At 46.1% G+C, this 24,358-nt stretch carries 31 protein-coding genes; 18 read left to right on the forward strand and 13 right to left on the reverse strand.

From position 1 onward, the window contains the following. The first annotated feature begins 30 nt into the window (after window positions 1-30). The 4 genes from P8S55_RS07115 to P8S55_RS07130 are packed head-to-tail and all read left to right on the forward strand — an operon-like array spanning window position 31 to window position 1,700. Window positions 31-360 carry a YbaB/EbfC family nucleoid-associated protein gene (locus tag P8S55_RS07115; RefSeq protein WP_289223536.1) on the forward strand — a complete coding sequence of 110 codons (330 nt, stop codon included), beginning with the start codon at window positions 31-33 and terminating at the stop codon, window positions 358-360. 3 nt (window positions 361-363) lie between these two features. Next, the gene (gene recR / locus P8S55_RS07120; RefSeq protein ID WP_289223537.1) at window positions 364-960 is read left to right on the forward strand and encodes a recombination mediator RecR; all 597 of its coding nucleotides are present in this window, start codon (window positions 364-366) and stop codon (window positions 958-960) included. 21 nt (window positions 961-981) lie between these two features. Then, entirely contained in the window at window positions 982-1,410 is a 429-nt protein-coding gene (locus tag P8S55_RS07125; RefSeq protein WP_289223538.1) for a hypothetical protein, read from the forward strand. Then, window positions 1,407-1,700, forward strand: a complete 294-nt coding sequence (locus tag P8S55_RS07130) for a DUF1840 domain-containing protein (protein ID WP_289223539.1) — start codon at window positions 1,407-1,409, stop codon at window positions 1,698-1,700. Before P8S55_RS07125 ends, P8S55_RS07130 begins: the two co-directional genes overlap by 4 nt. Before the next feature lie 36 nt (window positions 1,701-1,736). On the opposite strand, the gene ubiB is transcribed toward P8S55_RS07130, so the two are convergent. Next, window positions 1,737-3,362, reverse strand: coding sequence for a ubiquinone biosynthesis regulatory protein kinase UbiB (gene ubiB / locus P8S55_RS07135; protein WP_289223540.1), 1,626 nt, complete (start codon window positions 3,360-3,362; stop codon window positions 1,737-1,739). A gap of 71 nt (window positions 3,363-3,433) precedes the next feature. Between ubiB and P8S55_RS07140 the strand changes: the two genes are divergently transcribed. Beyond that, window positions 3,434-3,640: a hypothetical protein gene (locus P8S55_RS07140; RefSeq protein ID WP_289223541.1), complete on the forward strand. Its 207-nt coding sequence runs from the start codon at window positions 3,434-3,436 to the stop codon at window positions 3,638-3,640. Here P8S55_RS07140 and P8S55_RS07145 read toward each other — a convergent pair. The 6 genes from P8S55_RS07145 to hslU are packed head-to-tail and all read right to left on the reverse strand — an operon-like array spanning window position 3,617 to window position 6,985. Then, on the reverse strand, window positions 3,617-3,904 hold the full coding sequence (locus P8S55_RS07145) for a hypothetical protein (RefSeq protein ID WP_289223542.1): 288 nt from the start codon (window positions 3,902-3,904) through the stop codon (window positions 3,617-3,619). The two genes, P8S55_RS07140 and P8S55_RS07145, sit on opposite strands and share 24 nt — an antisense overlap. Then, window positions 3,904-4,674 (reverse strand): bifunctional demethylmenaquinone methyltransferase/2-methoxy-6-polyprenyl-1,4-benzoquinol methylase UbiE, encoded by a 771-nt coding sequence (gene ubiE, locus P8S55_RS07150; protein ID WP_289223543.1) that lies wholly within the window; start codon window positions 4,672-4,674, stop codon window positions 3,904-3,906. Before ubiE ends, P8S55_RS07145 begins: the two co-directional genes overlap by 1 nt. Further along, complete coding sequence (locus P8S55_RS07155) at window positions 4,671-5,054, reverse strand: gamma-butyrobetaine hydroxylase family protein (RefSeq protein WP_289223544.1); 384 nt, start codon at window positions 5,052-5,054, stop codon at window positions 4,671-4,673. The genes ubiE and P8S55_RS07155 overlap by 4 nt, the downstream gene beginning before the upstream one ends. A gap of 3 nt (window positions 5,055-5,057) precedes the next feature. Next, a complete protein-coding gene (locus P8S55_RS07160) occupies window positions 5,058-5,336 on the reverse strand; it encodes a DUF2442 domain-containing protein (RefSeq protein WP_289223545.1) in 279 nt (92 codons plus the stop codon). Next, entirely contained in the window at window positions 5,333-5,638 is a 306-nt protein-coding gene (locus tag P8S55_RS07165) for a DUF4160 domain-containing protein (protein WP_289223546.1), read from the reverse strand. The genes P8S55_RS07160 and P8S55_RS07165 overlap by 4 nt, the downstream gene beginning before the upstream one ends. 18 nt (window positions 5,639-5,656) lie before the next feature. Further along, entirely contained in the window at window positions 5,657-6,985 is a 1,329-nt protein-coding gene (gene hslU / locus P8S55_RS07170) for an ATP-dependent protease ATPase subunit HslU (RefSeq protein WP_289225319.1), read from the reverse strand. A gap of 268 nt (window positions 6,986-7,253) precedes the next feature. Here hslU and P8S55_RS07175 point away from each other — a divergent pair, with 268 nt between their 5' ends. The 7 genes from P8S55_RS07175 to P8S55_RS07205 all read left to right on the forward strand — a co-directional run bounded on the left by P8S55_RS07175 (window position 7,254) and on the right by P8S55_RS07205 (window position 12,311). Next, complete coding sequence (locus P8S55_RS07175) at window positions 7,254-7,811, forward strand: ABC transporter ATP-binding protein (RefSeq protein WP_289223547.1); 558 nt, start codon at window positions 7,254-7,256, stop codon at window positions 7,809-7,811. 13 nt (window positions 7,812-7,824) lie between these two features. Beyond that, window positions 7,825-8,532, forward strand: a complete 708-nt coding sequence (locus tag P8S55_RS07180) for an ABC transporter permease (protein WP_289223548.1) — start codon at window positions 7,825-7,827, stop codon at window positions 8,530-8,532. 131 nt (window positions 8,533-8,663) lie between these two features. Beyond that, window positions 8,664-9,500 carry a diaminopimelate epimerase gene (gene dapF, locus P8S55_RS07185; RefSeq protein WP_289223549.1) on the forward strand — a complete coding sequence of 279 codons (837 nt, stop codon included), beginning with the start codon at window positions 8,664-8,666 and terminating at the stop codon, window positions 9,498-9,500. Next, complete coding sequence (locus tag P8S55_RS07190; protein ID WP_289223550.1) at window positions 9,490-10,158, forward strand: DUF484 family protein; 669 nt, start codon at window positions 9,490-9,492, stop codon at window positions 10,156-10,158. The genes dapF and P8S55_RS07190 overlap by 11 nt, the downstream gene beginning before the upstream one ends. 6 nt (window positions 10,159-10,164) lie before the next feature. After that, window positions 10,165-11,103, forward strand: a complete 939-nt coding sequence (locus P8S55_RS07195) for a tyrosine recombinase XerC (RefSeq protein ID WP_289223551.1) — start codon at window positions 10,165-10,167, stop codon at window positions 11,101-11,103. Between the two features lie 36 nt (window positions 11,104-11,139). Then, window positions 11,140-11,691 carry an ATP-dependent protease subunit HslV gene (gene hslV / locus P8S55_RS07200; protein WP_289223552.1) on the forward strand — a complete coding sequence of 184 codons (552 nt, stop codon included), beginning with the start codon at window positions 11,140-11,142 and terminating at the stop codon, window positions 11,689-11,691. Between the two features lie 11 nt (window positions 11,692-11,702). Next, the gene (locus tag P8S55_RS07205; RefSeq protein WP_289223553.1) at window positions 11,703-12,311 is read left to right on the forward strand and encodes a YqhA family protein; all 609 of its coding nucleotides are present in this window, start codon (window positions 11,703-11,705) and stop codon (window positions 12,309-12,311) included. Window positions 12,312-12,383: 72 nt separating this feature from the next. Here P8S55_RS07205 and P8S55_RS07210 read toward each other — a convergent pair whose 3' ends face one another. Together P8S55_RS07210 and P8S55_RS07215 are read right to left on the reverse strand one after the other, a co-directional pair. Next, the gene (locus P8S55_RS07210) at window positions 12,384-13,931 is read right to left on the reverse strand and encodes a methyltransferase regulatory domain-containing protein (protein WP_289223554.1); all 1,548 of its coding nucleotides are present in this window, start codon (window positions 13,929-13,931) and stop codon (window positions 12,384-12,386) included. 28 nt (window positions 13,932-13,959) lie between these two features. Further along, window positions 13,960-15,006: a polysaccharide deacetylase family protein gene (locus P8S55_RS07215; RefSeq protein WP_289223555.1), complete on the reverse strand. Its 1,047-nt coding sequence runs from the start codon at window positions 15,004-15,006 to the stop codon at window positions 13,960-13,962. Window positions 15,007-15,088: 82 nt separating this feature from the next. Between P8S55_RS07215 and P8S55_RS07220 the strand changes: the two genes are divergently transcribed. The 5 genes from P8S55_RS07220 (at window position 15,089) to P8S55_RS07240 (ending at window position 19,412) form a co-directional block, all read left to right on the forward strand. Continuing rightward, window positions 15,089-15,958 (forward strand): glucosaminidase domain-containing protein, encoded by an 870-nt coding sequence (locus tag P8S55_RS07220; protein ID WP_289223556.1) that lies wholly within the window; start codon window positions 15,089-15,091, stop codon window positions 15,956-15,958. Between the two features lie 4 nt (window positions 15,959-15,962). Continuing rightward, window positions 15,963-16,409, forward strand: coding sequence for an ATP-dependent zinc protease family protein (locus tag P8S55_RS07225; RefSeq protein ID WP_289223557.1), 447 nt, complete (start codon window positions 15,963-15,965; stop codon window positions 16,407-16,409). After that, window positions 16,406-17,311 (forward strand): 30S ribosomal protein S6--L-glutamate ligase, encoded by a 906-nt coding sequence (rimK, locus tag P8S55_RS07230; protein WP_289223558.1) that lies wholly within the window; start codon window positions 16,406-16,408, stop codon window positions 17,309-17,311. The genes P8S55_RS07225 and rimK overlap by 4 nt, the downstream gene beginning before the upstream one ends. Further along, a complete protein-coding gene (locus tag P8S55_RS07235) occupies window positions 17,312-18,367 on the forward strand; it encodes a succinylglutamate desuccinylase/aspartoacylase family protein (protein ID WP_289223559.1) in 1,056 nt (351 codons plus the stop codon). Between the two features lie 145 nt (window positions 18,368-18,512). After that, the gene (locus P8S55_RS07240) at window positions 18,513-19,412 is read left to right on the forward strand and encodes a diguanylate cyclase domain-containing protein (RefSeq protein ID WP_289223560.1); all 900 of its coding nucleotides are present in this window, start codon (window positions 18,513-18,515) and stop codon (window positions 19,410-19,412) included. Window positions 19,413-19,658: 246 nt separating this feature from the next. On the opposite strand, the gene P8S55_RS07245 is transcribed toward P8S55_RS07240, so the two are convergent. Next, window positions 19,659-19,847, reverse strand: coding sequence for a hypothetical protein (locus P8S55_RS07245; RefSeq protein ID WP_289223561.1), 189 nt, complete (start codon window positions 19,845-19,847; stop codon window positions 19,659-19,661). 94 nt (window positions 19,848-19,941) lie between these two features. Between P8S55_RS07245 and P8S55_RS07250 the strand changes: the two genes are divergently transcribed. Continuing rightward, on the forward strand, window positions 19,942-20,079 hold the full coding sequence (locus P8S55_RS07250; RefSeq protein WP_289223562.1) for an EAL domain-containing protein: 138 nt from the start codon (window positions 19,942-19,944) through the stop codon (window positions 20,077-20,079). Window positions 20,080-20,225: 146 nt separating this feature from the next. Here P8S55_RS07250 and P8S55_RS07255 read toward each other — a convergent pair whose 3' ends face one another. The 3 genes from P8S55_RS07255 to mutS form a co-directional block, all read right to left on the reverse strand. Further along, entirely contained in the window at window positions 20,226-20,714 is a 489-nt protein-coding gene (locus P8S55_RS07255; protein WP_289223563.1) for a hypothetical protein, read from the reverse strand. A 102-nt stretch (window positions 20,715-20,816) separates the two neighbouring features. Then, a complete protein-coding gene (gene trxA, locus P8S55_RS07260) occupies window positions 20,817-21,680 on the reverse strand; it encodes a thioredoxin (protein WP_289223564.1) in 864 nt (287 codons plus the stop codon). A gap of 79 nt (window positions 21,681-21,759) precedes the next feature. After that, on the reverse strand, window positions 21,760-24,348 hold the full coding sequence (gene mutS / locus P8S55_RS07265; protein ID WP_289223565.1) for a DNA mismatch repair protein MutS: 2,589 nt from the start codon (window positions 24,346-24,348) through the stop codon (window positions 21,760-21,762). Window positions 24,349-24,358 lie beyond the last annotated feature (10 nt).

The raw sequence follows: 24,358 nt of genomic DNA on the forward strand, positions 1-24,358 counted from the left end.
TTTTATAATTAATTCAAAAGGAAATACGTTATGTTTGGTGGAAAAGGCGGTATTGGTAACTTAATGAAGCAAGCCCAAGAAATGCAGAAAAACATGGAACGTGCGCAGCAAGAGATTGCTCAAATGGAAGTTGAAGGTGAAGCGGGTGGCGGTATGGTTAAGGTTCAAATGACAGGTAAGCATGAACTAGTCCGCGTAACTATTGATGACAGCTTAATGGATGATAAAGAAATGCTTGAAGATTTGTTTGCTGCAGCGGTGAATAGTGCGGTGCGTAAAGTTGAGCACACGACCCAAGAAAAAATGGGTGGCTTAACCCAGGGTATGAATTTACCAGGTGGCATGAAGCTCCCATTCTAACCTATGTCCTCACCGTTAATTCAACAGCTTATTGATGCGTTTCGTATTTTACCCGGTGTGGGGCCAAAATCCGCGCAACGTATGGCCTATGCGATTTTAGAGCGCCAGCGCGAGGGTGGCAAGCAGTTAGCCTGGACCTTAAGTGAAGCGCTCGATAAAGTAGGGCATTGTTCTTCGTGTCGTACTCTGAGTGAAGAAGCTATTTGTCGGATTTGTAGCTCCACTAAACGTAATGCGGGTTTGCTCTGTGTTGTTGAAACGCCCGCCGATGTATTATCCATTGAACAAGCGGGTATCTACCAAGGTAAATACTTTGTTTTGATGGGCCATTTATCACCGATAGATGGTATTGGGCCGGCGCAACTGGGCTTGGATTTGCTAAAAACTAAATTGCAGCAACCTGATATAGTGGAGCTCATTTTGGCAACCAATCAGACTGTTGAAGGTGAAGCAACAGCGCATTATATTCAGCAGATGGCTCAGCAACTCGGGGTTAATGTCACGCGGCTTGCCCAAGGCTTACCCATGGGGGGTGAACTGGAGTATACCGACAGTGCAACCTTGTCTTATGCGTTTAAAGGGCGACGTCGGTTTGATTAGGTAATTTAACAGGAGATCGCAATGATTAAGTTTCGTTGGTTTTGGGTGTTGTTGTTTTTACCCCTAGCGGGTTGTTTTGAAAGTAAACCTTCGGATTTGGCGGTTGAGGTCATGGCTAAGCGTTACTGGCAAGATCAGTTACAAATGCAGTCATTGTTTGCGCTTCAGGATGTAAAAATGTTGAGTGCTCATAAAGAAGGGCCTGATGTGTATATTGCTCAGGTTCGTTATAGAGTAAAAGCTGGTTTGAGTGAGGCGGATTTGCTTGCACGCTTAATGCAAGCGGATCAAGAAGGTCAAAAGACGCTTATTGATCAACCTGGTGTGGCGGATGTGGTTAAAAACTTGCCGGCAAATTTTTATCAAGGTCAGGATATTGAGTTTATAAAACGTCTTCAATTTCGAGATGGGTCACGTGGTTGGTTATTAGAAAGGGAAATAAGCTTATGATTCGCTTTAAAACAAAAAACCATGCTGATGTGGTGATGCACGATGGCATCGCGCAAACACTGATCAAAAAAATGGGCGCGTCAGGCACGATTCCGAGTGCGTTGGATCATGGGATGTTGGTTGAGGCGATTGAGAAACTCAGTAAAGCAGCACAACAACCTTCAGCTCAAGCTACACCGCAACAAGAGGCAGTAAATTTATCTCAGCGTGCCCAGCCCTTACTTGAACTGCTTGAGGCGGCGCGAGATAATAACGAATCCGTGATGTGGCAAAAAACCAATAGCTTTTAATTGAGTGGTTTTTAATAACGAGCGTTTAATAAGGCCTTACTTCTTCAACAATAAATAGCCTGCGACCACAACCAGGCCTGCTTGTAGCCAGCCGGTTAAATCTTGTCCTGCGTGTTGGAATTCTAGATAGAGCGCGACTAATACCAGCGCCAGCGCAATCGCGCGGCGGCGTTGTTGCTGGGCTTGGTTGTTGAGCGCTTTTTCTAGGCGTGCAATCTGTCCGGAATGTAGTTCTAATTGGCCGTGAGCGGCTTTATTGAGCACAGAATGCACCAGGCCTGGTAGCTGAGGGGCGTTTTCAATCCAGAAGGGAAAGTTGCGCTTGGTGTTCTTAATTAAGCTTTTAAAACCGACACGCTCCTTCATCCAGTCTTCTAAAAATGGCTTCGCGGTATCCCACAGGTCTAGCTCATCATCCAACTGACGCCCCAAGCCTTCGATATTCAACAGGGTTTTTTGCAATAGCACCAACTGCGGCTGAACTTCCATGCCAAAACGACGCGCAGTTTGGAATAGGCGCATTAAAAATAGTCCGAACGAAATTTCTTTCAGTGGTCTATCCCAAATGGGTTCACACACGGCACGAATCGCCGATTCGAGTTCGTTGACACGGGTGTCTTTCGGTACCCATTCGGACTCAATATGTAGCTCGGATACACGCAGGTAATCTCGGTTAAAAAAGGCCAAAAAGTTTTCTGCTAGGTAGCGCTGGTCTTCGGGGGTGAGGGTGCCCATAATGCCAAAATCAATCGCGGCATAACGGCCATCCGGCAGCACAAAGATATTACCCGGATGCATGTCCGCATGAAAAAAGTTATGTTTAAACACTTGGGTAAAGAAAATCGTCACCCCCTTGGCGGACAGGTCGGTTAGGTCAATACCCTGTTCAATCAGCTTTTGGGTTTCGGAAATCCGCGTGCCATAAATGCGCTCCATGGTCATCACATGTTCATTGGTATGCGACCAATAGATTTCAGGCACATAGAGTAAGTCAGAGTCTGCAAAATTGCGCTTAAGTTGGGTGGCGTTCGCCGCTTCACGCATCATGTCCATTTCATCAAGAATGGTCTTTTCAAATTCGCCGACGACTTCGGTTGGGTGTAAACGACGGCTTTCTTTAACCGCCAGTTCGACCAAACGCGCTAGGGTGTACATAATTGATACGTCTTGCTCAATCACCGGCTTGATATCAGGGCGCACGACTTTAATCACCACCTCTTCACCAGAATGAAGTTTAGCCGCATGAACTTGCGCCATGGAGGCCGAGGCCATCGGTGTGGCTTCAAATTCGGCATAGGCTTCTTCAATCGAGCGTTTGAGACCTTTTTCAATAATCTGACGTGAATGGGTTTCATCAAATGGCGGGCAATCGTCTTGCAGCTTGGTGAGTTCGACCGAGATGTCTTCGGGCAATAAATCTTTACGCGTAGAAAGCGCTTGGCCGAGCTTAATAAAAATAGGCCCCAGTTCTTCAAGCGCTAAACGCAAACGCAATCCACGATTACCGTGATGGGTTGCGCGCCAGTTCCAAGGTAGCACGATACGGTTAAGCCAAATTATAGCGCGGTATTTGCTGTTGGCGAGTACCATTTCATCGAGTCGATAATGGGTAATCACCCGGTTAATTTTTATTAAACGAAATACTTGTTTGATAGGGTTCATAAATGGACTTAGCTTCTTCTATGTTGATATTCAGTGTTATAATTTATTTAGTTCTAATGGAGAAATAAATTATGAGTATTATGGTTTCAGAGGTTTACGATGCTTTACGCGAAGCGGGTGCGTCAGACGAAAAATCTCGTGCTGCAGCCCAAGCGATTGTTGACTATGACCAGCGTTTTAACCGTATCGATGCCGAATTAAAGTTGCATCGACTGATCTTAACGCTTGTTTTAGGTGGTGTCATCGCTCTTATCCTAAAATCCTTTTTTGGCGCTTAAATTAACTATTCGCGCTTCTAACGCCTCAACCTGCGTTTCAAGTTCTGTTACTGCTTGGTTAAATCCCTCAACTTCCGAGCGCGCTGGCAGTAGGTCGAGTTCATAACGCAGGTATTCGCTGAGCATTTGTTCGCCATCTTGTTTTAGCTGACGAGTTTGATCTTGAAACCGGCGCACGCGATAGCCAATTTGAAAGGCCAGCGGGTCGCCCACAATCTTTGATAACTCTTCTTCCCAGTCGTGTTCTGTATTTTGTGCATTCATTAGAATTTCCATCCGCGATGCAAGGCAACGATGCCTTCGTTCATATTCATGAAGCTCGCCTTATCAAAGCCTGCATCGAGCATCATTTGCTTGAGGGTGTCTTGATCAGGGTGCATACGAATCGATTCGGCAAGGTATTGGTAGCTGGCCTCATCATTGGCGATGAGTTTGCCCATTTTGGGTAGAATGTTAAACGAATAAAAGTCGTAGGCTTTGGCGAGAAGGGGTTGATGTACCTTCGAAAACTCTAAAATTAATGCCTGTCCACCGGGTTTAAGAACGCGGGCAATTTCTGCCAGCGCCTTGTCCTTGTGGGTGACGTTACGTAAACCAAATGCCATAGTCACCACATCAAAATGGTTGTCAGGGAAGGCGAGAGCTTCAGCATTAGCGATCGTATAGTCAACCTGCGCACCGACGCCTTCATCGAGTAAGCGATCACGGCCTAGACGTACCATGCTTTCGTTGATGTCGGCTAACACCACCTTGCCTGAGCGCCCTACGCGTTTAGCAAGGGCTTTGGTTAGATCGCCGGTGCCACCTGCAAGATCTAATACCTGCATGCCTTCACGCACACCTGCTAGTTCAATGGTTTGGCGTTTCCATAGACGGTGGATGCCGAGCGACATCACATCATTCATTACATCGTACTTTTGCGCGACAGAGTCAAACACGCCTTTTACTTTTTTGACCTTTTCTTCAAGTGGCACTTCGGAAAAGCCAAAATCAATGGTTTGTCGGGTTGAATTAAATTCTGATGACTGGCTCATTTGCCGGACTCCTTTTGTAATTGGCTTAAAGCTGGATGGCTATACCCAGCACGCATTAGGCGGTCTAAATAATCCACCCAGTATTTTTGGTAGTTGATGCCAAGATCATAAAGGCGCTCCCAGGTGTAAATGCCACTGTCATGACCATCGTTGAAATGCAGGCGAATGGCATAGTTGCCCATTGGGGAAATGTTTTCAATACCGACATCTTGTTTGCCGACTTGCAATACCTCTTGACCCGGTGCATGGCCGACCACCTCGGCAGATTGCGAAACCACCCGCAAAAACTCACAGCTGTACTCAAAATTCTCGCCACTATCAAACGAAACCAAAAGCTTGCGCGAGGTTTGCTGTAGTTTAATGTCTAGCGGTAGGGGCATAATTTAAGCGACTCTGTGGCGTTGGGTTGATTTATCAATGTTGTTTTCATACAGGTCTGCAATCGGAAAGCACAGGTCAAAATCATTCCACTCTAAATCGCCGTAGGTTAACTGAAAGGATTTAAATAGGTCTAAATTTTTGTACTTGGCTATTTGCGGGTTGGTGGAGTGGTTGATGAAGTTTTTAAAATCAACATCTTGTACTTTACCATCAGAAAAATAAAGTCTTAACTGATATTCAGTTATATAGTCAACCCTGTTTATTTCGATTGGCGATATCATTTAACTCGACCCTCTATATGTATGCATTTAACAGACTTGTGGTAAATAAAATAATCAATCCAACGTTGAACAATTTGGTCACTAAACGCGCTAACAAACTCTTTGAAGTCGCGTAATTTTGTCGGCTCAAGGGGCGAGCGGCCCTTGACCTCTTTAATTAGAATCTCGACCACTTTACCCTCCAAAATAATCAGTTCGGCCTTGCTTTCCATGCCTTGAAACTTACCATGAACATGAATAGGTTCATGTTCATTGGAGTAAAACATGATCACAATGCCAAGATATTCGAAAAGTTTAGGCATCCGATGTCCTATAAAAATCTACAAAATATACTGTGATAAGTCTTGGTCTTTGGCGAGCGCGCCGAGGCGTTCGTTGACAAAGGCTTGATCGACAACAATCTGTTGGCCTGCTTGGTCTGGGGCGTTAAACGATACCTCTTCAAGTAAACGCTCCATCACGGTATGCAGGCGACGTGCGCCAATGTTTTCGGTGCCTTCGTTGACTTGATAAGCAATCTCGGCGAGGCGCTGAATACCATCTTGTGTAAAACTTACCCCAACGCCTTCGGTGTTCATTAAGGCGGTGGCTTGGGTGGTGAGGGCGGCTTTAGGCTCGGTGAGGATGCGAACAAAATCTTCAACGCGCAAGGATTTGAGTTCCACGCGAATAGGCAAACGGCCTTGTAGTTCGGCAATCAGGTCTGAGGGTTTGCTCATATGAAACGCGCCCGACGCGATAAATAAAATATGGTCAGTTTTAATCATGCCGTATTTGGTTGAGATGGTGCTGCCTTCAATTAAGGGCAGTAAATCACGCTGCACCCCTTCACGCGATACATCGCCACCGGTCGTGCCAGAGCGTTTAGCGACCTTGTCGATTTCATCAATAAATACGATACCGTTTTGTTCGACGTTTTCAACGGCCTGTGATTTTAGGTCGTCATCGTTGATGAGTTTATGGGCTTCTTCGTCAACTAAAAGTTTAAAGGCTTTTTTAATGGGCAGTTTGCGCATTTGTTTTTTGCTGCTGCCTAAAGACTGAAACATGTCTTGTAGTTGAGAGGTCATGTCTTCCATGCCAGGCGGTGCCATAATTTCGACATGCGCGGGTGCGACTTTTAAATCCAGTTCAATTTCTTTATCGTCCAACTGACCTTCACGCAGTTTTTTGCGGAACTTCTGACGTGTGTCTGCCATGGCTTCATGGCTTTCTTCTTCACGGCCACGTGCTGGAGGCAATAGAATGTCTAAAATACGGTTTTCAGCCGCGTCTTGCGCTTTATTTTTGACGGTTTTAATCGCTTGTTCGCGCTGCATTTTGACCGCATTATCCACCAAATCACGGATAATTGAGTCCACATCACGCCCCACATAACCCACTTCGGTAAACTTGGTGGCTTCAATTTTTATAAACGGCGCATTGGCTAGCTTGGCCAAACGACGCGCAATTTCGGTTTTACCCACACCGGTAGGGCCAATCATTAAAATATTTTTTGGCGTGACTTCGGGGCGCAAATCAGCGCTTAGCTGCATCCGGCGCCAGCGATTACGCAGCGCAACCGCGACGGCTTTTTTAGCATCCGCTTGACCAATAATGTGTTTATCGAGTTCGTGAACAATTTCTTTTGGCGTCATCATGTGAGATATAAAACCTTTTAATGTGATGGTAATCGCTACATTATAAATCAAAAGTGCTTGGCTTGCTGTAACCCTCAGAGGGTAAAATAAGGATTGGGTGTCAATCGTCAATCGCAAGTTAGTCCAAAGACGCTATTAAAACTGATAAAACTTATTTTAAATGACGCGCTGGGTTGGCTTGTGATGTAATCCAAGGAGAGGGTGGTGTGCTAAAGAATTCAACATTATTGGATGTTCAAGATTTGTGGGTAGAGGGCATGGCCAAGCCGATAAGTCTGTGTCTCCAAAAGGTAAAATTGGTATGATTTCAGGGGGTTCTGGTAGCGGGAAGTCGCAGTTTTTAAAAGCGCTGGCGGATTTGATTCCCCACCAAGGTCAGGTGCAACTTTATGATAACCAGGCCTGGTTGTCGCAACAGGCGTACAAACCCGCGTTATGGCGACAGCGTGTCATGTACTTTTCGGCTGAAACGGCTTGGTGGCTGGACAAGCTAAGTGCACATTTTAGAGTGCCCTTGAGCAGTCAAGCCCTGTCTGAAATCGGTTTGGATCAAGCCTTGTTTGACAAAAATCCCGATCAGTTGTCATCGGGTGAAAAACAGCGGTTTGCGTTATTACGCGGGCTAGCCTATCAACCCAGGGTGTTGTTGCTTGATGAGATTAGCGCCAATCTTGATCCTAAGTCTGAGAAACAGGTCGAGACGCGAATTCAGCAGTATGTTAAGCAACATAATGCCGCTGCTTTATGGATCAGCCATAATCCTGAACAGCAAGCACGGCTTGCCGATGCGGCCTTTCATTGGCGGTTTTCCAGCCGACAGGAGATGGCTGTATGATTTTGATTAGCTATTGGGATTTGCTTGCCATGTCATCGCTGGTGGTTCTGTTGGGCGCGGTGTTGTGGCTGAATGGCTTTGCACGGGTTCCCTCTTATTGTGGAGCACGTTACGGATGGTGGTGCAATTGCTGTTTATGGGGGTGTGGTTGACCTATGTGTTTACCAGTGAAAGTCCGCTATTAATTGTGCTGGTTAGTTTGGTTATGTTGGCTGCAGCCGGTTATGAAATTACCAAACGCCAGCAATATCGCTTTAAAAAATGGCACGCGTTGATGATTGGTTTTTTATCCATCTCTGTCACATCACTGGTACTGTTGTTGGGCGTGTTGACCTTGACGATTCAACCGCAACCCTGGTATCAAGCCCAGTATGCGATTCCGTTATTGGGGATGCTGTTAGGCAATAGTATGACCGCCATAGGTTTAGGGTTGGATAAACAGTCGATTGAGTTTATTAAGCAACAAAGCCTGCATGCCGCGATGATACCCGTGATTAATATGCTGGTGGCGGCGGGGATTATTTCATTGCCGGGAATGATGACGGGGCAGATATTAGCCGGTGTAGAGCCAATAGAAGCGGTTAAATATCAAATTATGATTATGTTTTTAGTCGTCGTTTCCACAGGGTTTGGTACGCTGATTGCCTTACATTTAGCAGGTAAAAAGCTGTTTGATGAGCGTGAACGGCTGCGCATCGACTATCTTGTTAAAGCAAAATGATAGGGTTTTAAGATGCTGTTCATTCATTAATGACCAGGCCTGGTTGTGGTTTATAATCACAGGTAATAGTTTAATTATGCTTACAAACTTTTGAGTTTTTATTTGATCTGGTTGAATATTTGAGAGGCTTTATGGGTTTAGCGTTTACTAAAATGCATGGTTTGGGTAATGATTTTATGGTGGTGGACGCGATTTCGCAAACCATTGACTTTCAACCCGATCAAGTGAAACAATGGGCGAACCGTCATACTGGCATAGGGTTTGATCAGTTATTAGTGGTCGAGAAACCCCAAACCGCGCAGGCTGATTTTCGTTATCGTATTTTTAATGCGGACGGGTCTGAGGTACAACAGTGCGGAAACGGCGCGCGTTGTTTTGCGCGTTTTGTCTATGACAAGGGTTTGACTCAGAAGCATCAAATTCCGGTCGAAACGGCATCTGGGCTGATAGTGCTTTATTTGGAAGACGATGGGCAGGTGCGGGTAAATATGGGGGTGCCGCGTTTTGAACCTAGTGCGCTGCCTTTTATTGCTGAACAGCGAGCAGCGAGTTATGCGCTTGAGGTTGATAACCAGGCCTGGTCAATCGGCGCGGTGTCGATGGGCAATCCGCATGCGGTTTTATTGGTGGATGATGTCGATCAAGCACCGGTTAAAACGCTGGGCGCAGCTATCGAATCCCATTCACGTTTTCCTGAGCGGGTAAATGTAGGATTTGTGCAAATTTTAGCGACCAATCATATTCGTTTGCGGGTGTTTGAGCGCGGCGCGGGTGAAACCCAAGCCTGTGGCACGGGCGCTTGTGCCGCGATGGCAGTGCTGCGTTTGTGGGACAGAGTTGATGAACAGGTGACCGTATCTTTACCTGGAGGCGATTTGGTTATCCGTTGGTCGGGTAGTCAGGATTCGCCTTTATGGATGAGCGGACCTGTTGCGACCGCGTTTGAGGGGGTCATTTATGAGGACTGAAGATATTCATGCTGAGCATGTAGCGGATTATCTTTCAAAAAATCCGCAGTTTTTTCATGTGTTCCCAAACCTATTAGATAAACTTAGTATTCCTCATCCTTCAAATGGCAAAGCGGTATCTTTACTAGAGCGCCAAGTCTGGCAGTTGCGTGAACAGCGCGATAAATTGCAGGATGAAGTCGATTCTTTGGTGTCGATAGCGGGAGATAATGGACTCTTATTGCAAAAAATTCAGCAGTTAAGTCGTTTGCTAATGGCCGCAGAAACTGAACAAGACGCGGTTGAGGTACTTTATTCACAGATGGATGAGGTATTTAAGGTGGAGTATATGACGCTGGTTTCCTGGGAGGTTCCGAATCAAAGTTTAAGGGGGTTGAGTCAGTTGGGTGTTCGTCAAGATTGGGTCAAAACCCTTCGTGAAACGCTGCAAGCGGGCAAGCCAGTCTGTGGTTTGATTGAACAAAAATGGAAGTCGGGTTTGTTTAAAGGCGCCGATGACTTGCATTCGGTTTGTTGTTTGCCATTAGGCATGGATCGCGCTTGGGGTGTATTAGCTTTGGGTAGTACAACCGAACGGTTTCACCCTGAATTGGGTACCTATTTTTTAAAGGTGATGGCCGAACTGATCACTGCACGTCTTAGTCGTTTGTTTGGTTAGCTTGGTATGAACCAGATTGAACGATTTTTATTAATGTTACGTGCGCAAAATAAGTCAGCGCACACCTTGGATAACTATCAGCGAGATTTGATTCATTTTGTGGTTTTTTATTTGCAATTTGGCCACAACCAGGCCTGGTGTGCTGATGAATTGATGTCCGATCCTCAGCCGATTGATTGGGCGCTGGTTGACGTAGGGTTGATTAAAGCCTATGTGATGGCATCGGTTCAGTCTGGCTTAGGCGCACGAACTCTGGCGCGTCACTTGTCAGCATTGCGTAGTTTTTTTCAGTTTTTAATTGCGCAGGGTGAGGTGCAAACCAATCCAGCGAGGCTGGTTAAAGCACCAAAACAACCCAAGCCCTTACCAAAAAGTTTGGATATTGATCAGACAAAACAATTATTAGACCAGCCCGTTGAAACCTGGCAAGGGATTCGAAATCAAGCCATATTCGAGCTGCTTTACTCAGCCGGCTTGCGAGTTTCTGAGCTGGTGAGTTTAGATCTCTCTCCTGGTCTTGATGGCTTAGCAGCTGGAACCGTCCAGGTGATAGGAAAAGGCAAAAAAATGCGCTTGGCATTGGTCGGTGCTAAAGCACAGCAGGCGCTTAAAGCTTGGTTGGCTATTCGTTCGGAAAAACTAAAAGCCGATGAAAAGGCTGTTTTTATTAATCAACGGGGTGGACGGCTTTCAGTGCGCTCGATCCAAATGCAGCTTGATCAGCGGGCGCAACAAGCAGGCCTGGTTACAAAGATGTCGCCGCATCGATTACGCCATGCGTGTGCCACGCATGTGTTAGAATCCAGCGGTGATTTGCGGGCAGTGCAAGAATTATTGGGGCATGCCAATTTATCCACCACGCAAATATATACTCAATTAGATATGCAGCATTTGGCGCAGGTTTATGATCAAACGCACCCAAGAGCACGAAAAACTAACACATAACTAGATAGCGACAATTTCAGATATAAAGGAAAAGCAATGGAGCATCGTGCAGATACCATTTACGGCACAACGATTTTATGTGTCAAACGTCATGGTAAAATGGTGATTGGCGGAGACGGGCAGGTTACACTCGGTCATATTGTAATGAAAGGCAATGCGCGTAAAGTGCGCCGTTTGTATGATAGCAAGGTCTTAGCCGGTTTTGCAGGGGCAACAGCGGATGCCTTTACTTTGTTTGAGCGTTTTGAGGGTAGGTTACAAACCCATAATGGTCAGTTGATGCGTGCGGCAGTTGAAATGGCTAAAGAATGGCGTACTGATCGAGCGCTGCGTAAACTCGAAGCCATGATGATTGTTGCCGATGAAGACAGTATGTTATTGATATCCGGAACGGGGGATGTCATCGAGCCGCAGGATGATTTTATCGCCATAGGTTCAGGCGGAAGTTATGCGCACGCCGGCGCACAAGCCTTAATGCGCCACAGTGATTTACCGGCGGATGAGATTGTTAAAAACGCGCTGACCATTGCTGCGGATTTATGTATCTATACCAACCATAATTTTACGATTGAAATGCTAGAGAAGTAGGAGCGATAGAAATGCCTGATAAAATTAATACGAGTTTAGAATGTGACACCAAAGGGCCAGGCGTTCGGGGGTTTGAAGCGGTGTTGTGGCATAGCCGTTTGGTGGTGCTGACTGCGGTGGTAGCGAGTTTAGTGATTGCGTTTGTCATGTTTTATATCACTGCAATTGAGATTGTTTATCTATTAGGCGCACTGACTGACTACCATTCTCTTGAATATGCAGAACGTGCTGCGCTTAAATCAAAAGCGATTGGTACGGTGATTGGTGCGGTTGATGGCTTTTTGATTGGCGCGATTATGCTGATTTTCTCGCTCGGTCTGTATGAATTGTTTATCTCAAAACTCAGTATCGCCAAAGAAGTCTATGGTGCTAGCCAGATTTTAGTCGTTAAAAGTTTAGATGATCTTAAAGACAAACTCGCCAAGGTGATTGTACTGGTATTAATCGTTATGTTTTTTGAAGCCGCGATATACCTAAAGCCATCCCAACCGATCGAATTGCTTTATTATGCTGTAGGTATTGCGCTAGTCGGTTTATCCCTGTGGTTAACCAATATGGCGTTCGCCAAGGGCGAAAAAGACAAACCAAAAGACACAGAAAGCACAACAGAAACCAAGTAGTTGCTTTATGCTTCTAGGATAAAAGCCCAACCAGGCCTGGTTGGGCTTTTTGTATCTAACGCCTTTAAAAACTTAGACTAACCTTAAACCTTGATACATCGCTAAGTCGCGGCGCAGAAAGTCTTCGGCGCGCTGGGTTAATTCGGCAATATTCTCGTCTTCGGATTGTAAAATTAGCCCCATTTTCATGACACCCTCGCCCATAGGCTCTAAAATCATCCAAACATAATGCGCCAGTGCTAAAGCCGATTCACAGCCATCTCGATAACCTTTAATAAACAGCTGTTGGAAGCGTGTGGCTTCGATGCCGCCGCCAGTAACCGGGCTGGCTAAAAATGCAATATCTGCGCTACCGCGTGCGCGGTCGATAAAGAAGTTATTCAGTGCTTGAGTGCGGGGCAATACCTGCTCAATTACCGAATCCGCCTGTGCCGATTGAATTTCACCGCGATGGATGAAAATAAATAGGGCTTGTACGATTTCTTGTAGCCCAATTTTTTCATGTCTAGCCATCGCTTGCTCTAGTTCACCCAGCGTACGCGGTTGATAGTCGGCAAGGTAATCGAGAATCGGATCATAAACATCCGCTGCCAAATCAGCCACACCTAATGCGCCTTCTAAAACCAGCGAAATCGTGCCACGTGGTTTGGTCATCACGACACGTTCAGTGCGTAGGTTTTCTAAAACCTGAAGTTGGGTGAGATTGATGGCGCCATTGACCCAGTAATCCTTGCGGAACTTTTTATCGACACAAAAGTCACGGGTGTTCTCACGTAATGCCGTGTCTGGGATTTCGGCCAGTAAGGTCATTTGTTCTTGGGTAAGATTAATCGCTTCAATCAGATCAAGATAATTGGCTGTGCTGGCATATTCAAGTTTGGTGTTAGCCATATACTCCGCCATATCGGCAAAATCCATCGGATGCCAGTCACGATTAAAGTATTCATGCGCCAGATAGTGCGGGTCTTGACCAATTAGTTCTTCTGCTTTAGGTCCCACTTGAGAATTGGCGGTGGCATGAAGTGGGTTGGTTTTCATTAATTTTTTGGCAAACTGTAACGCTTGGTTTATTTTGTAGGAGCTACCCCAACCTGCTGAACCCATGCGCTGAACATGTTGCACCAGCAAGCGGCGTAAAGGCATAATTTGCGCCCAGCCGATTTGTGTGTTGTAACTGACATAGACCACACCGCCAACCTTGAGGTTTTTGCGAATAAACGCCACAATCAGCTGGCGATTTTCCTCGGACACCCAAGTCCACACGCCATGCAAACAAATAAAATCGAATTTGGGCAAATCATCACGTGCCAAGTATTGCGCAAAAGATTCATCGCTCAATTGCGCTTGTGCACCGCTGGCTTGAACCAGTGATTGTGCAAAGCCCGCTTGGCTTGGCAAAAAGTCATTGCCAAACCATTGCACAGGGCTGGCCGCCGCATGGATCGCCGTACTCAGCCCTTGACCAAACCCCAGCTCACAGCCCGTCGCGCCTTTAGTAAAATCAGGCGGGGTGATGCCGGCATTAATCATCGCCAAGCGCATTCTTAAGGGGTTCAGTTCTTTGTAATATCCATAGGTGTAACCGATATCGGCTACATAACCAGACGTCCAGTCAGACATTATTTTCCCTTTTGTTTAACAGGTAAGTTTAATCAATAATCCATAAATGCCCAAACCAGTACCAGCGCCCTTCACCTATCGGTGCGGTACACGCATAGCGGTCACGCGGGGAGCGCAAGGCTTGCTCGGACTGAATCACCAGTTTAGTCGGGCTTTGCCAGTCCATTTTCAGCGCTTGGCCTCGGCTATTAAAGCAATTCAGCTGGGGTACAGGTTCACTCAAGTTCAGTGTCAGAGTGGGGGGGTTATCGGTCACTATTGGGTTCCAAGGTGTTACCGAGGAGAGCGGCAGTGGGCGGGTATTGACCTTGAGGCGAAAGTCTTCAATTTTGGCAAAATTCACCGCCATAGGAAAACGATTTAACGCGCGGCGGTCCGCGTTAGCATCCACCGCACCAGACACTTGTGCTAATCCCACATAGCCCATCTCAGCGATCAAGTTGGCGGCCGACTCACTGTATTCGCCATAAGGGTAAGCAAATAGCATCGGCACATTTTCTGCGCCGAGTTCGGCTTCGAGTCGCTGTTGGGCAATTTCTAATTCTTGTCGAACTCTCACCAGCATCTCAGCTTGTGTTTCGCCATCAATCTGTCGCATTTTGCTGTGGGTATGGCTGTGATTAGCAAATTCAAACCCATCCGCTTGCATTTCGCGCATTTGTTGCCAGGTCATAAAATTGCCAAATCCACGATCAACCGGTTCTGAGTTGACAAAAGTGGTCATTGACCAGCCTAAAGCCTTAAGGCGAGGATAAGCTTGTGTGTAAACGCTAATATAGGCGTCGTCAGCCGTGAGAACAACGGTACGCTCTGGAATGGCTTTAGCTTTATCCCAGTGAGAAATGAGTTTAGACATAGGCCAAACATTAAACTGATTGTCTTTTAGATAATCTAGGTGAGCATCAAACTGTTCGAGGGTTACGCTGGTGCTTTGCGGTGTGTCATCACCAAAATGGTGATACATCAAAATCACCGCAGATGTAGTGTTTGCAAACGCTTGGCTGGTGTAGACTACTGATATAATAAAAAGTAAAATCAAGTGTTTGTAGGTTTGTTTGATAAAATTTAATTTCATAGTTATTTACTAATATATTTGCTTTTTTTGAGGTGAAGTTTCATCATTATCCTAAATAAGAGTCAAGTATAAAGGAAAGATAATGGAACGCTATCTAAAAATCATCTTAACAGTTCTTGTGTTTGTCGCGCTTTGGATCTTTATGGAGCGTGATAGCTGCGATCAACAGTGTGAGTCTTTGCACAAAGAACTATCTGAGCTTCGTAGCGCGGATGACGGCGTGAGCAAATCTGAAAAAACAAAGACCAAGTTAACCTCCATAGAGATAAAGCCAAAACCGGTTGGTCAAGCAATCCCTGATTTTGCAGCGATAAAGGATGTCAATCAAAGGAAACAGGCGTTTGTGGAATTTATGCTGCCAGCTATTCATGCGTCTAATAAAGCCATTTTGTTGGAAAGAGCCTTCTTGAAAAGTTTGAATTTGAATCGAATGAATGCAAACCAGCGTCGAAAATTTGAAGCTTTAGCGCAAAAGTATCAACAGCCAAGAGAGAAGGGACAGTCTTTTGAAGATTGGCATGCTGAATTATTAAAAAAAGTAGATATAATTCCGCCCGCACTCGCATTGGCGCAAGCTGCAAATGAGTCCGCTTGGGGTACGTCGCGTTTTGCCTTAGAGGGGCTAAACTTTTTTGGGCATTGGTGTTTTTCAGTCGGCTGTGGGCTTATACCTGAAAGACGTCCAGAAGGTCAAACCTATGAGGTGCGTGTTTTTAATAGTGTCGAAGACTCGGTGGCGGCCTATATGTTGAATCTAAATGCCTTTTACAGTTATGAAACTTTACGTAATCTTCGACAAGAGCTTCGTCAATCAGGTGCAGGTTTAAATAGCAAGTTGCTCGCTTATGGTTTGATTGATTATTCTGCTAAACGCGAAGAATACATTAGAGAATTACAGGTCATGATCCGATTCAATCGTTGGCAGAAGTATGATAATGAGTCAAAAAGGTAACACTATGGACAAAGCAATACTCGGTTGGCGAGAGTGGGTGGCGCTTCCACAGCTTGGCATTTCTGCTTTGAAATGCAAAGTTGATACCGGCGCACGCACATCGGCATTGCATGCTTTTTCGGTCAAATCGTTTGAAAAGGATAACCAGGCCTGGGTTCGGTTTGGAATCCATCCCAACCAGTTGGATAATAAGACCGAGCTTTGGTGTGAAGCACCTATTAAGGATCAACGGATCGTTAGTGATTCCGGAGGGAATAAAACTGAACGCTATTTTATAGAAACCGAACTTGTGCTGGGTAACCAGCGTTTTAAAATTGATTTGTCGCTGACCAGTCGCGATACCATGCGGTTTCGTATGCTACTGGGTCGAGTTGCGATAGAACAGCGTTTTATGGTTGATGTGAGTCAATCTTATTGTCAAAAACTGCCAAAGGATGGCGAAACTAAATGAAAATCGGAATTTTATCCCGTAATGCAAAACTTTATTCAACCCGTCGTTTAGTTGAGGCGGCTCAAGAACGTGGACATGAAGTCCGTGTAATTGATTCGTTACGATGTTACATGAATATCACCACGCGTCATCCAGAAATTCACTATAAGGGTGAAGTTCTCGATGGGTTTGATGCGGTGATTCCTCGTATTGGTGCCTCTATTACATTTTATGGTACGGCGGTATTGCGTCAGTTCGAGATGATGGGGGTTTATCCGTTAAATGAATCAGTTGCGCTAACTCGGTCACGTGATAAGTTGCGCAGTTTACAGCTATTAGCCAAGCATGGTATCGGCTTACCTGTGACCAGTTTTGCGCACTCTCCAGATGATATCGACGATTTATTGAATATAGTCGGCGGTGCGCCAGCTGTAATTAAAGTATTACAGGGTACGCAAGGATTAGGGGTGGTGCTGGCCGAAACCAAACAAGCGGCTGAAAGTGTCATTCAGGCCTTTATGGGGCTAAAAGAACATATTCTTGTGCAGGAGTTTATCAAAGAAGCGGGTGGGTCTGACATACGCTGTTTTGTAATAGGCGCCAAGGTGGTGGCCTCGATGAAGCGTCAGGGCAAAGAGGGCGAGTTTCGCTCCAACCTTCACCGTGGGGGCAGTGCGGCTTTAGTTCGAATTACGCCAGAAGAGCGCTCTACCGCGTTACGTGCGGCTAAAATCATGGGGTTGAATGTTTGTGGTGTGGATATTTTACGCTCTAATCATGGCCCGGTTGTGATGGAGGTTAATTCGTCTCCTGGCTTGGAAGGGATTGAAGCGGCATCGGGTAAGGATATTGCAGGGCAAATAATTGAGTTTATTGAAAAAAATGGAAAACCCAATAGAACGGCAACGCGAGGTAAAGGCTAAATGCCGGAGCTAGCCGCTAAAAAAAGGCGTAAAAATCAGCCGATTGAATTAGCCGGCCAGTGGGTTTTGCCTGGTGAGCGTAAAACGATTGATTTAGTCGTGGGCAAGCTTTATACCCACAGCCCGATTACCATGCCGGTACAAGTCTTGTGCGGACATCAAGCGGGTCCTGTGATGTTTATTAGTGCGGCAATTCATGGTGATGAACTTAATGGGGTTGAAATTATTCGTCGGCTTTTAAAAGTACCTTCTCTAAAAAGGCTAAAAGGTACGTTAATGGCCGTCCCGATTGTTAATCTTCATGGCTTTATCAATCAGAGTCGTTATTTGCCGGATCGTCGCGATCTAAATCGTAGTTTTCCAGGCTCGGACAAAGGCTCGCTTGCAGGGCGTGTAGCGCGACTATTTCTTGATGAGATTGTTGAACGCTCTACACACGGTATTGACCTGCATACAGGGGCTGTACACCGTTCTAACTTGCCTCAAATTCGAGCAGACTTAGATAATGAAGAAACCTTGAGGTTAGCCAAGGCATTTGGGACGCCTGTGGTACTTAACTCGAATCTGCGCGATGGTTCGCTTCGTGAGGCGGCTAGCAAAAAAGGTATACCCGTCTTGTTGTACGAAGCCGGAGAAGCCTTGCGTTTTGATGAATTGTCGATTCGCGGTGGGGTGGAAGGCATTCTACGGGTGATGCGTCAACTGGAGATGTTGCCTGCTTCACGTAAGAAAAATGAGTTTGATCCTATTGTGGCGCGCTCCTCTGCTTGGGTGCGTGCACCGCAAGATGGTATTTTTCGTGCCAAAGTTAAACAAGGCTACCGGGTTCAGAAAGATCAAACCCTATTGGCTGTGGTGTCTGATCCGTTTGGCGAATCAGAGGTGGAAATCTGGGCGCCGTTTAGTGGTATTGTCATTGGTCAATTGCATTTACCGCTGGTGAATGAAGGCGAAGCTCTGTTCCATATTGCACGGTTTAATCGTACCGATATTGCGGCCGATAATATTGAAAACTACCAAGAAACACTTGAAGCCTTAAGCTTTCCCTATCTTTAGCAGCGCTTTCTATGCAAAGGGCTATCTAAAAACTATTTATGAAGCATTAGTGACGATAAAACCCTTAATTGAGTCTTTTAGTTTTACTCAGGCCGTTAACAGGCTAAAATTAATAATTAGGCAATATGAATGAAGTGTGCAATAAATGAATGAGCAAGCAAAAATATTGGTGGTAGACGATCATCCAACTAATTTACAAATATTGCTTAGTGCACTAAGTAAAGACTATCAAGTATCGATTGTGACTTCAGGTAAGCAAGCATTGAAATTGGCCGAAACCCTTCGCCCGGATTTAATTTTGCTTGATATTATGATGCCTGAAATGGATGGTTTAACCGTGCTTGAGCATATTCGGCAATCTGACTGGGGGTGTTGCATGGCGGTGATTTTAGTGACCGCTGATGATCGTCATGAGACACACCTCAAAGGTTTGCAATTGGGCGCGGATGACTTTATCACTAAACCTTTTTCACTTCCCTTGGTACAATTACGAATACGTAATCTTTTAGCACGTGATCAAGCCAGAAAGCAGCTTGATCAGATGGCTTATTATGATGCGTTGACGGGCTTGCCTAACCGCAGTTTATTGCATGATCGTTTAGACCAAGCGATTGCACAAGCCGATCGCCGTCAAAAACGTTTAGCCTTGGTGTTTATTGATATAGATGGCTTTAAACCTGTCAATGATAATTTTGGACATGCCGTTGGAGATGTGCTTTTAAAACTGCTGGCTACGCGAATGAAATCGGCCTTGCGCGAGGGCGATACGCTTGCTCGTTTAGGGGGTGATGAGTTTATCGCATTATTGGTTGATTTAACCGAGCAGCTACCCAACAAGGAATTGATGGAGCGCTTGCTTAGCGCGGTTTCGGAACCGTTTGAGTACCAAGGCCACACCATTCACGTGACAGCGAGTATTGGTGTGAGTTATTATCCCCAGCCCAAACCGATTGATGCGAGTCAACTGATTCGTCAAGCCGACCAGGCGATGTATCAAGCCAAACAAAGTGGCAAAAACCAATTTTTCGAGTTTAAAGAAGACTAAGCATGATAAAAGTTTGATGACTTATTTTGGCCTTGGTCCTGAGTTTATGGGCGGAACATGTCAACATACTTTGAGCCAGTTCTTTAAAAATTAAATTGTATTTGCACTTATCCTTGGCAGGGCTGGGAAGTTCACCCCGGTTTCGATGGTATGTTGATCAGCGTCCTCCGGTATTGGCTTGATAAAGACTTCTTTTGGTGGCAAGGTTACGGTTGGTTTGTCTTTACTAGAGCCTGCTGGATTGCGTTAATAGGCGGCATCGAGTGCTTGTTGGCGAACCTGCGCGATGATTTGTACTTGGCTATCAAATACTTGATGATGCTCATGGTTATACCAAGTTATATAATCCTGACACCCACGCATGGCATGGTCGTAGTTGTTAGAACGCCGTAGATAATCGGGTTGATATTTAAGCGTTCTAAACTGCGCTCTCACTCATCGGGCTATCGTTACTGACGCCTGGGCGATTATGGCTGGCCGTAATCGCTAACTCACCTGAGTAAAGCGAGATAACAATGCGCGGTCATCGGTGTGCCACGGTCTTGGTGTAAAGTTTTCGATTGATGACTTTAGAATTGGCTATTCGTCATTGAGCTATTTACAACCTCTTCCCGTTGATGAACTTAAGATAGATCGTAGGTTTGTATTGGCGGTGGAAAAATACTGAATGGAACGTAGTTTAGTCTCATTTATTTATTTGCTCGGCCAGAAGATTATCAGAGCTGGAATCAGCAATGTCAATCAATAAGCCGTCTAAGTTTTGATGCAGCTAGTGCACATCCAGGCCTGGATGTACAGCTATAAGCTTGGAAATTAACGTGTACGTGGAGCGACAGGTGGCGGCATCACATCGGGCATGGGTTGGTGCAGTGTGGGAGGCAATTCACCCTCAATGCGATCATGAATTTCCATCACTAAGCCACTTTGGGTAACGACATAGTGATCTGGATAGATATGCACGACTTTAAACACCATCGGACGAATCTGCATGCCTTGTTCGTTTATGGGCCTGCCTAAACCCATATACATACCACACATCGTCGATCCGGTTTCAATCTTGCCTTTTGGAATAAGATCATAATCTTTATGGCCAAGTAGGTTTAGCGAGTCGAGCCGATCAAAAATACGTTTTTGGTCGGCTTCGTTGTGGTCAGTATAAGCGGCACAGAGATCAATTGGGCGGGTTTTGCTTAAGTCTTCGGGCAGCGGCGCGGTGGCGCCTGTTTGGGGTGCAGCATGGCTAGTGCTCGCAAGTCCAAGCCCTAAGCTAAGCGCTAGGGCGCTGAGTAGTGGTTTTTTCATGGTTTTTGCCTCTTTTTTAACCAGGCCTGGTTGATATATCCAAGCCTAATTTTCATTAATTTGAACGAAATTGTAACAAACTCTGATGGATGCAAAATCGCATTAATAGAGTAAGCTTTGGAATTTGCGCCGATAGGTTTTGACCAGTTCAGGTTCGCTGACCGAGAGCATATCAAATAGTTTAATCAAATGGCCGCGTGCCGCGCCGTTCTTGAATTCTTGATCCAACATAAACACCTTAAGCAGAGCTTGCATGGCTTTTTCATATTCGCTATGCAGCGCTAGGAAACAGGCTAAGCCATAGAGCGCGCTGACATCATCGGGGTTGTCTTTGAGTTTGGCTTGAATAATACTGATGTCTTCAGATTCGGCGACCGCTTGCGCAAAGTGAATAATGCCAATAATCGGTTTGGCCTCAGGGGCGGTTTTGGCGGCATCCGGCAGTTGATTAAACAGTTTGGTGGCGTCTTCGAGTTGGCCGGTCTGTAGGTACATTTGAACCAGGTCTATAGGCACTTTATGATTGTTAGGGTCAAGTTCTGAGGCTTGGCGTAGCAATGTGACCGCGCTGTCTAAATCGCCTTGGTCAAAGGCCTGTTGTGCTTGTGCACGCATGGCATCTGAGGGGCGTTCGATATGGGGTTCAAGGAGTTTGCGGAATTCACTTTCTGGCAAGCCGCCAGTCAGTTCGCCTATCTCTTGGCCATTCTTGAATAGTTTAAATGTCGGTACAGAGCGCACCGCAAATTGATTGGCAAGGGCTTGGTTGTCATCAATATTAACCTTGGCAAGCAAAAACAGGCCTGCAAATTCTTTGGCTAATTTTTCTAGCACCGGCATCACCGATTTACACGGCCCGCACCAAGGCGCCCAAAAATCGACCAGCACCGGGAGGTGATGGGAGTTGTCTAGCACGACCTGTTGAAAGTTTTCGTCATTGACATCGGCTATTAGTGCTTCGCTCATAGTGGTTTCCTTTGAGATTAACTTGGGTTAACTTGGGTTAACTTGGGTTAACTTGGGTTAACTTGGGTTAACTTGGGTTTTATCGCAATGTTTTGAGTTGATAAACTAAATCTAGCGCCTGTTTAGCGGTTAGCTCATCGGGCGAGATTTTATCGAGTTCAATTAATATGGGGTGGGGTTCGGCACAATTAAAGAGGTCGAACTGAATTTCGGGTTGTTTAACCGGTAATTGTTTACTGAGTGATGTTGGTTTAGTGTTCGGATGCTCGTCGGCTTTTTGTTCTAGGTCATGCAAAATGGCTTTTGCGCGTTGAATCACGGATTTGGGTACACCCGCTAGGCTGGCGACTTGCAAACCATAGCTTTTAGAGGCGGCGCCCGGTTGAACTTGGTGTAAAAATACAATTTTGTCTTGATGTTCTATCGCGCTGAGGTGGATATTAACGGTATTAGCATAGCGTTGAGATAAATCGGTCAGCTCAAAGTAGTGGGTAGCAAATAAACAAAAGCCTTTGATCTGTTCGGCTAGATGTTCCCCAATCGCCCACGCCAGCGATAAGCCATCATAGGTCGAGGTGCCACGGCCTATTTCGTCCATCAAAATCAGCGATTGTTCACTGGCATGGTGCAGGATATGCGCGGTTTCTGTCATTTCGACCATAAAGGTGGAGCGTCCGCTGGTGAGGTCATCCGAGGCACCAATGCGGGTGAAAATTCGATCAATCGGGCCGATTTCCACCGATTCAGCCGGCACAAAGCTGCCGATATGAGCGAGTATCGCAATCAGGGCGGTTTGGCGCATAAAGGTGGATTTACCGCCCATATTCGGGCCGGTAATGATTTGCAAGCGGCTGTGGCTATCAAATATCGCATCATTGGGAATAAAGGGCACATCGCTGAGGGCTTCAACCGTTAAATGACGACCTTGATGGATAACCAGGCCTGGTTGTTGGCTGAGCTTGGGGCGGGTGAGTTGATGTTGTTGGGCCTTTTGCGCTAGATTGACCAGTGCATCCAGTTGCGCCAGCGCGCTGGCGCAGGTTTGCAGGGGTTTAATTGATTGGTTTAGGGTTTCAAGCAGGGTTTGATAGAGTTGTTTTTCACGCGCTAGGGCTTTGTCGCCAGCGCTGAGCACTTGGTCTTCAAAGCTTTTGAGTTCGGGAATAATATAGCGTTCTGCACCCTTAAGAGTTTGACGGCGGACATAATCAAGCGGCACTTGTTCGCTTTGCAGTTTGCTAACTTCAATATAGTAGCCGTGTACTCGGTTGTAACCGACTTTGAGAGTTGAAATGCCGGTGCGTTCGCGTTCACGCTGTTCGAGGTCAAGCAGGTATTGCCCGGCTTCGTTTTTAAGATTGTTGAGCTGGTCAAGTTCGGCATCATAGCCGGTTTTAAATACACCGCCATCACGCAATAGCATCGGCGGGTTCTCAACAATCGCGCGATCGAGTTGATCTGCTAAGTCATCGAACTGATTAATTTGCTGGCTGAGCGCAACCAGATCGGGTTGGTCTAGTGCCGCTAATGCTTGGTTGATTTCGGGTAATTGATTGAGTGCGCGCCCAAGTTGGAGCAGGTCACGCGGTCGAGCGCAATAGAGGGCGACACGGCTGAGAATACGTTCTAAATCACCAATCGGTTTGAGTTGGCGTTTGAGCCTTAGGTGCTGGTCTTGTTGAAGCAGGCTGTCAATGATGTCGAGCCGTTGGTTAATCCGCTTGGGATCACGCAAGGGCATCAGCAACCAGCGTTTAAGGAGTCGGCTGCCCATCGCTGTGGCGCAGTTATCCAACAGGCTAAGCAGGGTGTTATGGGTGGCGCCGGTTAAATTGGTGTCGAGCTCAAGGTTGCGTCGACTCATCGCATCGACAATCAAGTTGTCGTCCGTGGTGTAGCTGTGAAAACGCTGTATTTGGTTAAGGGTGTTTTGTAACATGGTTTGTGCATAGTAGAGCAATGCGCCACAAGCCGAAATCAGGGTGGGTTTGTCTTGGCAACCAAACGCGATCAGGTCTTGGGTTTGGAGTTGATCGCTCATTTTGGTTTGCGCGCTCTGTAAATCAAAATGCCAGCTAGCTAGCCTAACCAGGCCTGGTTGTGTTTTGAGGCTGTCCGCTAGGCTTTCGCCCTCTGCAACAATCAGTTCGGCAGGTTGTAACCGCTTGATTTCATCAAAAAATGCTTGTGAAGTATCAAATTCACAGCCTTCAAAACGCCCACTGGCGACATCTAAATAGGCGAGTGCATAACGCTCATCGGTTTGATAAACCGCACAGAGTAGGTTTTCTTGGTTGGCTTCAAGTAATGCGTCGTCAGTGAGTGTGCCGGGGGTGAGGACGCGCACGACTTTACGTTCAACAGGGCCTTTGCCCAGGGCTTCGCCAACCTGTTCGCATATCGCAATCGACTCACCAAGTTTAACTAATTTGGCAAGATACCCTTCGGCGCTGTGATGCGGGATGCCTGCCATCGGAATCGGTTTGCCGGCGGATTGTCCGCGCGCTGTTAGCGTAATGTCGAGCAGCTTTGAGGCTTTAAGCGCATCGTCATAAAACAATTCATAAAAATCGCCCATCCGATAAAACACCAAACGATCTGGGTGCTCGGCTTTGATGGTTAAGTATTGTTGCATCATCGGGGTGTGTTGATTCAGGGTTTGTTTCATAGGTCTTAGT

The organism is Thiomicrospira sp. R3, from assembly GCF_029581415.1.
Classification (GTDB): Bacteria; Pseudomonadota; Gammaproteobacteria; order Thiomicrospirales; family Thiomicrospiraceae; genus Thiomicrospira.